Below are 14,104 nucleotides of genomic sequence, written 5' to 3' on the forward strand. Positions count from 1 at the left end.
TGCTCATTGAGGGAAACCCAAGGGGCTGATTCTGTCGTTTCACGGCAGAACTTGTAAGCCCCGCCCAAGACCCCTAAAGGACTCGGCTTCGCCGTCGCGCACTCGTTCGCTAAATCAGCAACGCCCTTATTGTCTTATAAAAGGAAGAAAATGAAGGTCTATCAAGCATTACCTATTCCTGTTTTTTTCTCAGCAAAAACTGACATTATTCCATAGCTACCAAGAAACACAAAACCAAGACGGGATATTTTTTGAAACAGATTATTCTTGAGCAATCCTATCTGAATTAAGAGAATTATTCTGCACCAATCGAAGTTGGTATCTTCTGTAGCAGATGCTGACCAAGTCGGCGCGCGAGTGCCAGGATTGTCAAGGTGGGCGAGTAGGTTGGGCCAGTCGGAAACACTCCTGAACTAACCACATAAAGATTTTCGGTACCAAACACTTGACAATTTGTATCGACAACACCTTCTTTCGGACAACTTGCCATACGAGTGGTTCCCATTTGGTGAGCTGCGTCGCTCATAGTCTCTAATCTTGGCGGGTTGTCCCCAAAGTCAAGAGTTCCAATCCCAACTTTCTCGGCCCGCTGCGTGAAAAGTTGCAGTGCCTTCTCCAGCGATCGCCGATCGTGGTTGGTGAATTGCCAGTCTACCTCCAACTTCTGCTGACCAAGGGGATCGCATTCCTTTCCTAGCTTCACGCGACTGTCCTTGTGTGGAAACTGCTCAGAAATAAACTTGACTCGGTAGGCAGCGATTGGACCATTGCTGTCTCGGCAGGCGGGACGACCTTGCAAGATTCGTCGCAGTCGTTCCCCTGGCTTCTCGTAGATCGGCATCAGGAATAAGGAATGTTCGAGCAGCTCATGTTCTCGCTTAGTTGCGTCGTCCAGCATAAAGCACACGCAGAAACGGGGTTTGGGCCAGTACTGCATCTCAAAGGCGTATTTTTGAACTAGGGGCCCCCACCACAATGTTCCAGTATCGTGTTTAAAATGATCGATGTAGAAGCGACCGACAAGGTCGTGTTCATTGCCGATCCCACCAGGAAGTTGACGGTTAGAGGCCAGGAGGAGGCGCGCGCTTTCAAACGCCCCGACTGCAAGGACAATTGCCTCGCCTTCGACAATAAGTTCTCGACCCTCAAGCGAACGGCAAGCGACCCCAGTCACGCGTCGATGGGAAGCATCGAGAATCAACTCAGTTGCTGTCGCGCCTAGTACTACTTGCAAATTTTTCGAGTGGCGCATCTCCGAACCAAATCGCTCTGCCGTGCGTGTAGGTGTCCGCTCCCAATAGAAGCTGTCCGCTTTTAAACCGCCAGCAGCGACTTTTTCTCGCAGTGTCGCAATTTCAGGACGCATCGCTTCTGCCTCTAAATCGCCAAATCCGTAAGCTTTTGCCACGGAACGGTAGTACTCCAGGAGATCGGAGAAGCTTATTGGCCAGCCACTGTTGGCAATCCAAGGTTTTGTCTCAAAATCTGACGGCTGCATATACTTCCATTTGCCTGTCCAGACATTACTCGTACCGCCAAACTGACGCACGCGACTAACTCCACGTAGTTCAGGTGGTAAATATCGCTGGTAGTGCGAGTTCGGATTCAACTCGCGATGGCGTTTGCTGAGAAAGTTGACATCGTTCAATGCCTGGATCGAGGGCTCTAATTTTTCGCGCCCGCTCTCTACTAATACGACCTCTCTACCATGACGCGCGAGGTGCGTTGCTATCTCAGCACCAGCGATTCCAGAACCAATCACCACCATCTGTCCCCGCAGCTTTGTCCGATCGCCCAAGTCGATAATATCGGTAATCACACGATTCTCTCCTGCAAAAAACATTAAAAAGCCAAGGTTTTGAGCTTTTTGAGCTTGCTAAAATCGTAGCAATACATTTCGTATTATATTAAAAACCACTGGCTGAAGTTAAATAGCAGTATAACGCTTGTGGCACGAGGAAACTATTCTAAGTTAGAAAAAGAGCATAGATCTCCTCAGTCAATAGTAGCGATCGCTGAAAATCAATCCGTCAAAACGTCAAGGAAGACATTTTATGGCACATATGACGCACAACATATCTTTGAAGAATTTACCCCAGAGGAGCTTGCAATTCAACCAATTAAATTTGAACACGCTTTTTACTGTAAACGTACAGCAGGGATGACTACAGCTAAAACCAGCCCTATTACTCCTGAAGAAAGAATCCACCTTTCTGGAACTAAAGTCCGTAATATGCTGCGTAACGGTCAAACTCCTCCCCAAGAATTTACTCGCCCAGAAATTGCCGAAATTTTGGTTCAAGCTATGAGTAAATAGATACATTTGACGTTTTAATTACGCTCACCTGCTTAGTGTGGGCTGATACTCAACTGGGAAATGTTATCAAAGACCCAAGTCAGAAGAATATTGTAAAGTAATCTTAAGTAAGAACTAAAGTAAGAACCAAATATACAGTACTAATGGAAACAAATAAACTCTCTTTAGGCAACATTTCTCTTCCGACTTTAGGTATTGGTACTTGGGCTTGGGGCGATAGTTTGTTTTGGGGCTATGGCTCTGACTACGGAGAAACAGAAGTAGAGAAAGCTTTTGCCACAGCAGTGGCTAGTGGTGCATCTTTTTTTGATACCGCCGAAGTTTATGGCTTGGGAGAATCAGAAAAGCTGATAGGAAGATTTCTCAAGCAAACTACTCAACCAGTACAGATAGCTACTAAATTTTTTCCTTTACCCTGGAGATTTGGCAAACAAGCAGTAGCAGATGCTTTAACTGCTAGTCTTGAGCGACTTGGTGTCGAACAAATAGCTCTTTATCAAGTTCATATGCCTTTTGACTTTTTTATGGGTCAACAAACCTTGATGGAAGCCTTAGCCGACGAGGTTCTGCGGGGTCGTATTCTTACTGTGGGAGTTAGCAACTACTCTGCAACTCAAATGCAGCAGGCTCATGAACTTCTTGCAAAGTATGATGTGACTTTAAATGTTAATCAAGTTCGCTATTCTCTTTTAACCAGACAGATCGAAAAAAACGGTATTTTAGAAAAAGCTCGTGAATTAGGAGTAACAATCCTCGCATACAGTCCTCTAGCCCAAGGATTACTAACGGGAAAATATACCCCCGAACGACAAGAAAAAGTTACAGGAGCTAGAAAACTCGACCCTAAATTTTCAGTTTCAGGATTAAGTAAAATTGAACCGATAATTAGCCAATTGAAGCAACTTGGCGAAAAATACCAAAAAAACAGTGGGCAGGTAGCATTAAATTGGTTAATGGCACAAGGAAACGTAATTCCTATTCCTGGGGCAAAAAATGCCCAACAAGCAGCCGAAAATGCAGGAGCTATGGGTTGGCAACTCAGTTCAGAAGATGTGGAACAACTCAGTTTGTTGAGTCTCAACTATTGAATCCAATGCGAACAATAAACTAGTAAGTACTCGTGCAAAAGAAATTCCCTATTCCCTGTGAATAGAAGTAGAATGCCTAGTTCTCAACTCTTGTATGCCGAATATAAAAGCGATCGCCCTTTACAAACCCTAATCAATCTTTATCGTCGAGATTTTAGTAATATCGGGCTTTCACTATTGTTTTTCTTGATTAAACACAGTCCTGAGTGGCTTAGACCCCTAATTGTAGCTAATATCATCGATATTATTTCCCAACCAGCACAGCATTCCTTGAGAGAACTTTGGCTCAATGGAGCAGTTTTAGGCGCGTCTATTTTACAAAATATTCCCACTCATTACCTGCACAGACGATATATGAGCCTTGCTACCCGCAAGATGGAATCTCGGTTGAGAATTGCGATCGCCCAAAGGCTACAGCAACTTTCTCTGAGTTTTTATCACAAACATAATACGGGAGCTTTACAAAGTAAGCTACTGCGGGATGTCGAAGCGATTCAAGTCTTAACCAATCAAATTTTTCAATTTTTCCCCTCTACCCTAATTACGATCTGTATCGCAATAGTCGTAACAGCAATTCGAGTTCCTTGGTTTCTGCTGTTTTTTGGTGCTACCGTGCCGATTGCTGCAATCTTAATCAAGATGTTACGAAAACCACTCAAAGAGCGCAATCATGCTTTGCGACAGCAGATGGAAAGTATGTCGGCTCGTTTGATTGAAATGATAAAGCTGATTCCTCTGACTAGGGCGCATGGTGTGGAAACTACAGAAATGAGTAAAACGGAGGGGAAGTTAGACTATGTTCAACAAGCTGCTATTCGAGTAGATTCGATTAACGCCATTACCAACGCTTCTTCCTGGGTAACTTTACGCTTATTTAGCAGCATTTGTTTGGTTACTTCGGCTAGCTTGGCTTTCACAGATCGGATGAATATCAGTATTGGGGATGTTGTCTTGTTAACGGGCTATTTTGATTCTTTAACCATGGCTATTGTGCAGATTCTCAATGTCTTACCTCAATTGGGCAAAGGATTTGAAGCCATTAGCTCCATTGGTGAAATTTTGGAGAGTTCTGAACTGGAACAAAATCAAGGTAAAGCTGCTCTATCCCAAGTGCGGGGTAGTTTTCTGTTCGAGAGAGTCAGCTTTGGCTATCCTCATACTGAAACCATTGCCATTACTGACTTTTCTCTCAGAGTTGAACCAGGAGAAACTATTGCGCTGGTGGGTTATTCTGGTGCGGGAAAGTCCACCTTGTTAAATTTAATTATTGGTTTCGTACAGCCTACTGGGGGCAAAATCTTACTTGATGGTCGAGATTTAAGTACCCTTGATAAAAGAACTTACCGACGCTTTATTTCCGTGGTTTCTCAAGAAACAATTTTGTTTGCAGGAACAGTCAGAGAAAATATCCTTTATGGTAGCGAGGGAGTAAGTGATACACTGCTGCAACAAGCAATAGAAGATGCTAACGCCCGTGAATTTATTGAGGAGTTACCCCAAGGATTAGAAACCACAATTGGCGAAAATGGAGTCAAATTATCGGGAGGACAAAGACAAAGATTGGCGATCGCCCGTGCTTTAATTCGTAATCCCAGAGTATTAATTCTCGACGAGGCGACAGCTTCTTTAGACACTGCATCAGAATCACTAATTCAATCCGCTTTGGAACGGCTCATGCAACAGCGTACCACTTTTGTCGTCGCCCATCGCTTTTCCACAATTCGTCAAGCAGATCGGATTGTGGTTTTGGAAAAAGGAAAAATTGCTGAAATTGGCAATTACGATCGTTTGTTAGCCAACAGAGGTATTTTTGCCACACTACATGGTTTACAAATCTGACCTTTTATTAGACTTCTTGCACCCACTCCAATAAACTCTGGTTGAGTGAAGTCAAAAGTCAACGTTGCGTGAGAAAGGGTATTATTTTTGCAAGAGGTCTAATCATGAATCAGTTTCAAGTTGAAAATACAAAAAATACTAATAGTCTTTTATGTTCAACTCCTAAAAACGAACCAGTACCACTTATTTTTGAAAAAATAGTACAGGTAGAAAAAACAGGAATTTCTTATGTTAGTATTCAACCTAATCATTTTGAAGAACATAGCGATCCGCATCTTAAAATAAGTATTCCCTTAAAACAAACCGCAATTCATGTAAAGTGGCAAACTGAAACGGGAAAACAGCGATACCAATTTGTTAAAAGTGGATGTATTTCTATAGTTTCTCCAGATTTACCTCACGAAACTTGGATCGAACAACCAGCAGAACAACTAATTATTAATCTCGCCCCTGAATTAATCTCTCAAGCAATAGATGACCTAAATTTTAAACCAGCTAGGATCGTACCGCAGTGGACAGCTAAAGATAAGTTTATCGAGCAACTTGGAATTGCTTTCAAACAGAATTTCAACAAGGAAATTGCTTTACAAACAGAATTTCAACAAGGAAAACCGACAAATCTTTATGTTGAATCAGTCAGTAATTTATTGATAACTCATTTGTTGAGACATCACTCAACTACAGACAAAATTCCTACTTTACCGTCTGATAAGCTTTCTCCAAAGAAACTCCAGCAAGTAATTTCTTACATTCAAGTAAATTTAGAAAGGTCTGTATCTTTATCAGAATTAGCTCAAGTAGTAGAGTTAAGCCCTTCTCGATTTGCCAGAGCATTTAAACAAACTACAGGAATATCACCACACAAATATATTCTGGAATGCAAAATTGAAAAAGTCAAAGAATTACTAAACAATCCTCAGCTATCAATTGCAGACATTAGCTATACCTTAAATTTTTCTAGTCAAAGTCACTTAACAACAGTATTCCGTCGATTAACAGGCACAACTCCTAGTATTTATCGTAAAAATTCATAATTTCAATTCTATAAGTGGGCAAGTTTTTGATAAAGCCGATAAGAATTTATAAGACTATTCAATTAAACCGTTGATAAACTACATTAAATCAAAAACCACTTCAACTCTAGATCGAAATTATTTGGCAAAACTATTTTAAGGTTGCAACTATGTCAGAAACAGATTTTGAAAAGCACATCTTAACAGGAATTGATGATTATGTTTTACAAGCACGACAGTGTATACCTGGACGTGATGCCTTGTTTCTAATGGCAAGGTGTTATTTTGAAAATAAACTAACAAAAGATGCCAAAATTTTGGTGGTTGGTGCTGGTGGTGGCGAAGAGATCGTTTCTTTGGGAAAGTATAATCCCAGTTGGAGCTTTGTCGGTGTCGATTTATCCGAGAAAATGCTTAAATTAGCCCATATAAGAATTCAACAAGAAGACTTAAAGAACGATGTCCAATTACACAGAAAGGAAGTTTTTAATCTTGAGGAGCGAGATTTTGATGCTGCTACTTGCTTTTTGACTCTTCATTTTGTTCCCGATGATGGCTCAAAGCTTAAAATTCTACAAACAATTAAAACAAAATTAAAGCCGAATTCTCCGTTTATTTTGGTAGATGCTGCAGCTATGAAAGAAACAGCAGAATTTAGGGATGATGTATTGGCTTGGAAGCGTCATGCACAAAATAATGGAATGCCACCCGAACATCTCGACAAACTGGTCGAGAATACTATGAATGTACCATTTGTAACAGAAGATAGAGAGTTGGAACTTTTAGCTTCTAGTGGATTTAAACAAATTAAAAAGATGTATCAAGGAACTTGGATTCATGGCTGGTTATCACAATAGTTTCAGTTGATGTGGGCGAAATTATAATTTTATTTAATGTGGTCTGAAAACGGCGATGATTTAAGGTCGGAGTGATTATAATTAGAGTCCGTTACAAGTAGCAAGTGACAAGATTAACTATTACCTCACTCCTCATCCCTCATCCCTCATCTTGCACCCACTTAACAATGCCTCCTGCGATCGCTTTTACTAATTTCTGCTGTTCATTAGTATCGGTAATCCATTCAAATTCCCAAGGATTAATCATAAATCCTAATTCTAGTAAAATTGTCGGAGCTATATGAGGGCGGGTTAAAGCTAGGTTATTCCAAAATACGCCATAGGAAGGACGGTCTAAAGTGGTTACTAAATAATCCTGTAGAGATATCGCTAGATCGTGAGCTTGGGGATGATACCAAAAAGTACTAATTCCCTGAGTATTTTCGGCATCTCCATTATCGGGTAGAGCATTATAGTGAATCGAAAAAGCGAGATCGGGTTTAATTTCATTAATCATATCAATTCGTTCTTGCAAACCTAAATCAATATCAGTTTCTCTAGTTAAATAAACCGTTGCACCAAGTCTAGTTAATTCGGTTTCTAATAGCTGAGAAATTACTAAATTAATCTCTTTTTCAGGATAACCTGTAGAACCTTTAGCACCAGCTTCCGCTCCACCATGCCCAGGATCGAGTAAAATTTTTATCCCTTCTAAAGGTAATTGTGATTTGATGCTTACTTGGGGAGGATGACGTAAAGTAAAGATTAAAGTTGTTCCTTCGTAACGTAAGTTGTAACCCCATTGTCGATCGGTTTTTAACTGAAAAGTATAGGCGATTTCTCTGGGTGTTACCTGTTGCCAATCAAGACGTTTGATTAAAGGATTATCATCAAGACGAATCGTATCAGTTTGGGCGGTGGTGTTATATAAAGTCAGAGTAATACTCTCATCTGATTGCTGAATACCTACTGGTACAGGTGCTTGTAAAGGAAAAATAATTTCTGTTTCTTGTTCTAATTGTCGAGAGGTAACACTACGAATCAAAGAATCAGTAGGAGTATTACTAGGTAAAGGTTGAGTTTCTTCGGCTTTAATCCATGCACCATAATCTAAACGTAACCATTCCCCCTCTTTCCCTGTAACCCTAGCTCTTGTACCCTTGGGTAAAGGAGTTAAACGAGAATAATTTGTGGATGCACCTGTTCTGGCTATGCCACCATCTTCAATCACCTCAACTACTTCTAAGCTATTAGCAGCAGCAATTTTTATTTCTCCTTCCCCTTGTTGGGTAAAGCTTTCCTCTTTCAAACTAACTTCAAAGTTCGGCTTCCCAAAATTACCTACTCGCTCAAACTGATGACAACCCCTATATTTTCCTGTGCTTACACTACTATTGGGTGTATTCTCTCCTACCAACACTCCAGAATTAGGGGGTAAAGTAACTGATTCGGTTTCCGCTAATAAAGGAATTGTAACCCCAGGTAAATTTACTGATACTTGGGCTTCTGGTGGTGCAACAGCACTAAAGCAAATGGTTTCCCCTGGTAACTTGATAATATTTACCGCAGGAGTTAAAGAATTTTCGGCAAAAGCGACTTCTGTGGGAATAGTAGGCTCATTGCTAACCCTCGTAACGGTAATTTCTAAATCTTGATTATTGTGACGCAACTGAAAAGTATTTTCGCCTAATTCTAAAGGAAAACTAGGAGCAAAATGTCCTGCGGGACTTCTTTTAATGCTTTCCCCATTAACTAAAACTGCTTCTTCTGGGGATGCTGTACCAATGAGAAAAATTTGTTCGGATGTGGTTTGATGATCTTGTGGAGGATAAACCACCGATAAAGATTGCTGTGCTTTGGCAACTAAACTATGACCTACTATTCCGCTCAAAATCAGAGAAGCAATAAAGGTTACTTGAATAATATTTTTCATAAAACTGATGTGAAAAATCTATTTATAAGAGTACTAAATAAAAACCCCCAGTAGTTCTACTTAGTTTAAACATTGGAAGATTTCTCTCTCACAAGAGTTAAAATCTTTAATAGTAATTTTAGAAATTGCTAATTTGATTTTTTTTTGATAAAAAACCTTAATGCTAGAAGAATCCGTTGATTATTTGGTAGATTCAGGAGTACAGACTCCTCTTATCTTGTTAATTTTAATTGTCCTAGAAGCTGTCTTGTCTGCGGATAACGCGATCGCTTTAGCTGCGATCGCTCAAAACTTAAAAGATCCAGAATTACAACGCAAAGCTCTCAATATTGGCTTGGTTGGAGCCTACATTTTACGTATTACCCTCATTGTCATTGCTACTTGGGTAGTACAGTTTTGGCAATTTGAGCTAATTGGGGCGTTTTATTTATTGTGGCTGGCATTTGATTATTTTACGTCTTCGGAAGAAGAAACAGAAGCAGAACATAATTCCTTAAAGTTTTCGTCGTTGTGGCGGATTGTACCCACTATTGCCATGACAGATTTAGCCTTTTCCCTTGATAGTGTCACAACAGCGATCGCCATAGCGGAAGATACCTGGTTGATCGTTACTGGAGGAACTATTGGTGTAATTACCCTCAGATTTTTGGCAGAAATATTTATCCGTTGGTTACAAGAATACAAACATCTCGAAGATGCTGGATTTATCACGGTAGGTTTTGTTGGTTTGCGTTTATTGCTTAAAGCAGTAATGCCAGGATTAATTATTCCTGAGTGGGTTACTATTGGGTTTATTTTGGTTTTATTCGTTTGGGGTTTTTCCGAGCGCACCATGGAAAATTCTTAAGCTCATCCTATGCATAAATAACCTGAAATTTTGTGTTAGTTGTTATTGGCTGGTTGTACAAACCGTATATGAGCAATTGAAGGCACAAGGAGTAGAATTTAATGCACCACTTACAAATTTGCAGACAAAGATGGTTCTCCCGATCTAACAGGGGCTACTTTTGCCTACTTCAAAGATCCAGACGGCATCCAATTAGAAATTTTTGAGCCTGCTAAGTCTGAAACAGGAAATTAGAAGCGATATCAAAGAACGTGTCGGAGGTAGGGTGGGGCGATGCCCCGCCTTACTTTTTGAGAAAACCCTATTTAAGCTCAATCGTAAGTTGCTCTCTTCTAGCTATTTTCCCTAATTAGGATTTTTATAAAATTCAATTGTTACTTGATTTTACTATTGAACACTCCCACCACTAAACCACTGATTTCGATTTCGCTTCATCATTGCTTTTAGTGGGGGATTCTACATTCAGCGACTCGCCGTTAACCAATAGGCTTGCGCCAACTGACCAAGAGGGCAAATCTCCTGTAGCGTAAGTTGTTGAACTCAGTCCAAAATGTCGCCATTTTGGCTGGTCTACCGAACCGTACATGAGACTTTCGTTCATACGGCTCTTCAGTGAATTAGGCATTTGTCTTATGTACCATGTCATGGCAATGTCGGTGTAAAAGTTGTCTGTTGTTCCACTTGTTGTTGTGATGATTACCATCTATGTGATGCACTTCTAATAGGTCGTTTGTATTGAAGTGCAATTTACAATGTGGGCAGATACCTTTTTGTTGGTTAATCAAGTAAGATTTTTCTTTGGATAGTTGGGGGTATTTTGCCATACGTTTAGACCAGTAAACCCAGTCTCCATCGTAGGGGCTTCTGTTCCCAGCTATTTTAATCCATCTTTTGATGGGAGTTTCAGAGTGTCTTAAGAGTTTTAGCTCTCCATCATAAAGAACCCATTGATATCCTTTATGTGTAGTGAAGTATTTCTTCCCCACCCACGTAAGAGATTTCTTAGGGTGTCTTCTACGACTCCATCTCATTAGCATTAATACCGTTTTATGAGTAAGCCATTTAAAGGCTTCAGAACTTACTTCGGTTGAGAAGTATTTAGTCCATCCTCGGATGACGGGATTTAATTGTTTAATGATTGCGGAGGTTGGAAGGGCTTTACCTTTATCAAGTATCTCTCTAACTTTGTTCAGATGTCCTTTTATACTGTCTTTGCTAGGTTTGATTAAGGTTTTAAAACCTTTACCTCTTTTACCTGAGCGATATTTACTCATTTGGTATTGGCGGATATTGAATCCTAGAAAATCAAATCCAAGATTTCCTTCATATTCATTGAGAGTATGAGTTATTTTTGTCTTTGATGGTTGTAGTTCTAGCCCTATGTTGTTAAGCCAAATTTCTAATGCCTTTTTACAATTTTGGATAATCTTTAAATCATTATGAAGCACTATAAAGTCATCCGCATAACGGACAAAGTAAGCCTTTTTGCTTATGCTTTTGATTATATTTTCCATGCCGTGTAGGGCAATATTGGCAAGTAACGGGCTTGCGACTCCGCCTTGAGGTGTACCAGCTTTAGGTTTGGTGTAATTATCACCATCCATAATTCCTGCTTTGAGCCAATTTGATATTAAGCGTCTCAACTTTGGATAAGTGTTGATTTTATCCAGTAATACATCGTGGTTGATGTTGTCAAAACATCCTGCTATGTCGGCATCTAGGACGAATTTTCCATGATGCCTGAGCATATCGTGTATGGCTTGGATTGCATCGTGACAGTTGCGTCCTGGTCTAAAACCGAACGAGTTTCCTTCAAATTTGGCTTCCCATTCAGGCTCTAATGCCATCTTAACTAGAGCTTGCGAGGCTCTATCTCGCATCACTGGGATACCTTTAGGTCTTTTTTCCTTTTTTCCAGGTTTGGGAATCCATACCCTTCTAATTGGTTTTACCTTGTGGTTTTGGTCAAGTGTTTTGGCTAATTCTAGACGTTGTTTTGGGTTGATTGATTTAACTCCATCAACACCTGCCGTCTTCCTGCCAGAATTATCTTGACTAACCCGTCTAACTGCGAGTAGTTTGGCTGACCGTGAGCTTAATAAAAGTTTCTGAAGTTTTCTTACTTGCTGACGTTTGCCACTTAATGAGGCTCGATAAATTCTACGTTGAAGCTTAAACACAGTCCTTTCTAGTTTGTGCCAGGGGATTGTGTTCCATTCATACATCGGTTGAGCCGTGTTCATAACGTTTTAACTCTACTTGTTGACTTTATCTTCCTAATTACCGTGTTTCTGTCTGCATATCCTTTGGCTTTCCCAAAGGCTTTAGCTTCTGAAACTATCCCTCCTCTATAGGACTTGCGGATGACTTCCTACTCAAGCATTCGACCTTACTTGAGAGAATCCATAGAGGTTACTTCGTTCCTATCTTCCGTTATTGCGATCAACTTAGACTCCTACTATCTACCGAGTTACTTTTAGATGCCTGTATCTTCCTCATCGGGACAGGGGATACCATTTCACTATGTTCTTTTGAACGCAGCCTATCAGCCTCTTGGGCTACTTCAGGATGGACGATAGTTCAAACGTAGGTTTCTTGCGTAATCATATTTATCTGTGCTAGCGGGGATTCCAGATTAGGCTTCCAGTTACCCGCATTTAACCCATGCGCTTCACCCCTTTTGATAGTCGGTCTCAGAGATGTGGGTTACGCTGTCTTCTGAGGCATTCAGAAGAAGAGAATTGATTATACTGTATGATTGACGCTCCTATTCCTAGGATTCCTGGTTCGTCAACCTACCTTGTGGAAGCAGGTTCTCACCAGCTACGGCAGAGGGTAGATTTCCCCAGGCGTTGATTTCCAACCGCCCGTTGGTATATAACCTCACTCTTACGAAAGATAAGTTGTCAAGGTTCTGAGAAAGATTGAGGCACTTTCTCTTTGATTCCCTTGCCGTCAATCCCTCCAGAGAACCTCTGGATTTCTGACGAACGAATCGCGCCCGACGTGACCCGCCGTACATAGTCCTTTTTTAAGGATATTAATGCTAGCTGCAATATCTCTATCTTTTGTATATCCACATTCACAAACATGAGTGCGAGTAGAGAGAAATTTTTTGACTCGTTTACCGCACGATGGGCAATCCTGAGAAGTGTATTGTGGTGGAACGGCAATGGTTATTTTCCCCATTTTCCAGCCAAAATATTCTACCCATCTGCGAAATTGTGTCCAGCCAGCATCAGATATTGATTTAGACAGCTTTGAGTTGCGAACTAGATTCTTGACCTGTAAGTCTTCATAGACAATACAATCGTTAGAAGTACATACGGTACGCGCCAGTCTTTTGGCGTGTTCTTCCCGCTGTCTACTTATTCTCAGGTTAACCCGTGCGTAACGATTTCTAGCTTTATGATAGTTGTTTGATTGTTTTTGACCTTTCTTAAATTTTTTAGATTTACGACGATTGAGTTTATTTAACTTTTTTTCGCCCTGTCTATAAAATCTAGGATTAGCCTCAGTATGACCGTTACTATCGGCGTAGAAATATTTCAAACCAACATCTAAACCAATTGCTTTACTTGTAGGTTCGACATTTTCTTTTACTTCAATTGATATGCAAAATTGACAGTAGTATCCGTCAGCCCTACGTATCAATCGAACCCGCTTTATTTGTTCGGGTTGGTAAAAGTAAATATCTCTCGAACCAACAAGTTTAACTCTACCAATACCTTTTTTATCAGTAAAAGTAATGTGTTTTTTGGTTTTTTCGTCTAGCTTCCAGCCAGACTGTTTGTATTCAACCGAACGAGAGTGTTTTTAAAATTTTGGAAATCCTTTTTTTCCTTTGATTTGCTTTTTACAATTGTCAAAGAAACGACTAATAGCACTCCAAGTTCGCTCTGCTGATGACTGTCTAGCAGTAGAGTTTAACTCCAACGCAAAACGATATTCTTTGGCTATGACTCGACAATACTTATTGAGGTCATATTTGTTGACTACCTTATTGTCTAGCCAATAGCGCAAGGCTTTATTTCTGACAAATTGACCAGTTCTAATAGCTTCGTCAATTGCTGTCAGTTGATATTGCTTTGCTTTGCTTTGATTTGGTAGAGTCGAGGGAGAGTATTATCTCTCGCCCCTCTCTGTGAAATCTGGACGTGAAAATTTCTTTTCATCCAGCTTCCGAAAATCTTACATCTTTTCGATTTTTGCTCATGTGGATATAATGGTG

General features: G+C 40.4%; 10 protein-coding genes and 1 pseudogene. 6 read left to right on the forward strand and 5 right to left on the reverse strand.

Going from position 1 to position 14,104, the window contains the following annotated elements; translation table 11 throughout:
• Positions 1–295 precede the first annotated feature (295 nt).
• Positions 296–1,819: a GMC oxidoreductase gene (locus H1P_RS22780; RefSeq protein WP_144871657.1), complete on the reverse strand. Its 1,524-nt coding sequence runs from the start codon at positions 1,817–1,819 to the stop codon at positions 296–298.
• Positions 1,820–1,948: 129 nt separating this feature from the next.
• Here H1P_RS22780 and H1P_RS22785 point away from each other — a divergent pair, with 129 nt between their 5' ends.
• The 5 genes from H1P_RS22785 (at position 1,949) to H1P_RS22805 (ending at position 7,114) form a co-directional block, all read left to right on the forward strand.
• Positions 1,949–2,317 (forward strand): hypothetical protein, encoded by a 369-nt coding sequence (locus H1P_RS22785; RefSeq protein WP_246141915.1) that lies wholly within the window; start codon positions 1,949–1,951, stop codon positions 2,315–2,317.
• Between the two features lie 143 nt (positions 2,318–2,460).
• Entirely contained in the window at positions 2,461–3,405 is a 945-nt protein-coding gene (locus H1P_RS22790) for an aldo/keto reductase (RefSeq protein WP_144871661.1), read from the forward strand.
• A gap of 72 nt (positions 3,406–3,477) precedes the next feature.
• Positions 3,478–5,244, forward strand: a complete 1,767-nt coding sequence (locus H1P_RS22795) for an ABC transporter ATP-binding protein (RefSeq protein ID WP_144871663.1) — start codon at positions 3,478–3,480, stop codon at positions 5,242–5,244.
• A gap of 104 nt (positions 5,245–5,348) precedes the next feature.
• Positions 5,349–6,278 (forward strand): helix-turn-helix domain-containing protein, encoded by a 930-nt coding sequence (locus H1P_RS22800; protein ID WP_144871665.1) that lies wholly within the window; start codon positions 5,349–5,351, stop codon positions 6,276–6,278.
• 149 nt (positions 6,279–6,427) lie between these two features.
• A complete protein-coding gene (locus tag H1P_RS22805; protein WP_144871667.1) occupies positions 6,428–7,114 on the forward strand; it encodes a class I SAM-dependent methyltransferase in 687 nt (228 codons plus the stop codon).
• 139 nt (positions 7,115–7,253) lie between these two features.
• On the opposite strand, the gene H1P_RS22810 is transcribed toward H1P_RS22805, so the two are convergent.
• Positions 7,254–9,026 carry an N-acetylmuramoyl-L-alanine amidase gene (locus H1P_RS22810; RefSeq protein ID WP_144871669.1) on the reverse strand — a complete coding sequence of 591 codons (1,773 nt, stop codon included), beginning with the start codon at positions 9,024–9,026 and terminating at the stop codon, positions 7,254–7,256.
• 160 nt (positions 9,027–9,186) lie between these two features.
• Here H1P_RS22810 and H1P_RS22815 point away from each other — a divergent pair, with 160 nt between their 5' ends.
• A complete protein-coding gene (locus tag H1P_RS22815) occupies positions 9,187–9,873 on the forward strand; it encodes a TerC family protein (protein WP_144871672.1) in 687 nt (228 codons plus the stop codon).
• A 406-nt stretch (positions 9,874–10,279) separates the two neighbouring features.
• Here the strand turns inward: H1P_RS22815 and H1P_RS22820 are convergent, their stop codons facing one another.
• The 3 genes and pseudogenes from H1P_RS22820 to H1P_RS22830 form a co-directional block, all read right to left on the reverse strand.
• Positions 10,280–10,474 (reverse strand): hypothetical protein, encoded by a 195-nt coding sequence (locus tag H1P_RS22820; RefSeq protein WP_186376095.1) that lies wholly within the window; start codon positions 10,472–10,474, stop codon positions 10,280–10,282.
• 16 nt (positions 10,475–10,490) lie between these two features.
• Positions 10,491–12,116, reverse strand: a complete 1,626-nt coding sequence (gene ltrA, locus H1P_RS22825) for a group II intron reverse transcriptase/maturase (protein ID WP_144871676.1) — start codon at positions 12,114–12,116, stop codon at positions 10,491–10,493.
• Between the two features lie 712 nt (positions 12,117–12,828).
• Positions 12,829–13,950 (reverse strand): annotated as a pseudogene (locus tag H1P_RS22830) (RNA-guided endonuclease InsQ/TnpB family protein).
• Positions 13,951–14,104: the final 154 nt, after the last annotated feature.

Origin of the sequence: Hyella patelloides LEGE 07179 (assembly GCF_900659865.1) — a bacterium.
Classification (GTDB): domain Bacteria; phylum Cyanobacteriota; class Cyanobacteriia; order Cyanobacteriales; family Xenococcaceae; genus Hyella; species Hyella patelloides.

Excerpts from the sequence above, each read along its gene's own strand:
- H1P_RS22790 (WP_144871661.1), top strand. The coding sequence starts at position 2,461 with ATGGAAACAAATAAACTCTCTTTAGGCAACATTTCTCTTCCGACTTTA.
- H1P_RS22795 (WP_144871663.1), top strand. The coding sequence starts at position 3,478 with ATGCCTAGTTCTCAACTCTTGTATGCCGAATATAAAAGCGATCGCCCT.
- H1P_RS22800 (WP_144871665.1), top strand. The coding sequence starts at position 5,349 with ATGAATCAGTTTCAAGTTGAAAATACAAAAAATACTAATAGTCTTTTA.
- H1P_RS22805 (WP_144871667.1), top strand. The coding sequence starts at position 6,428 with ATGTCAGAAACAGATTTTGAAAAGCACATCTTAACAGGAATTGATGAT.
- H1P_RS22810 (WP_144871669.1), bottom strand. The coding sequence starts at position 9,026 with ATGAAAAATATTATTCAAGTAACCTTTATTGCTTCTCTGATTTTGAGC.
- H1P_RS22815 (WP_144871672.1), top strand. The coding sequence starts at position 9,187 with ATGCTAGAAGAATCCGTTGATTATTTGGTAGATTCAGGAGTACAGACT.
- H1P_RS22820 (WP_186376095.1), bottom strand. The coding sequence starts at position 10,474 with ATGAACGAAAGTCTCATGTACGGTTCGGTAGACCAGCCAAAATGGCGA.
- ltrA (WP_144871676.1), bottom strand. The coding sequence starts at position 12,116 with ATGAACACGGCTCAACCGATGTATGAATGGAACACAATCCCCTGGCAC.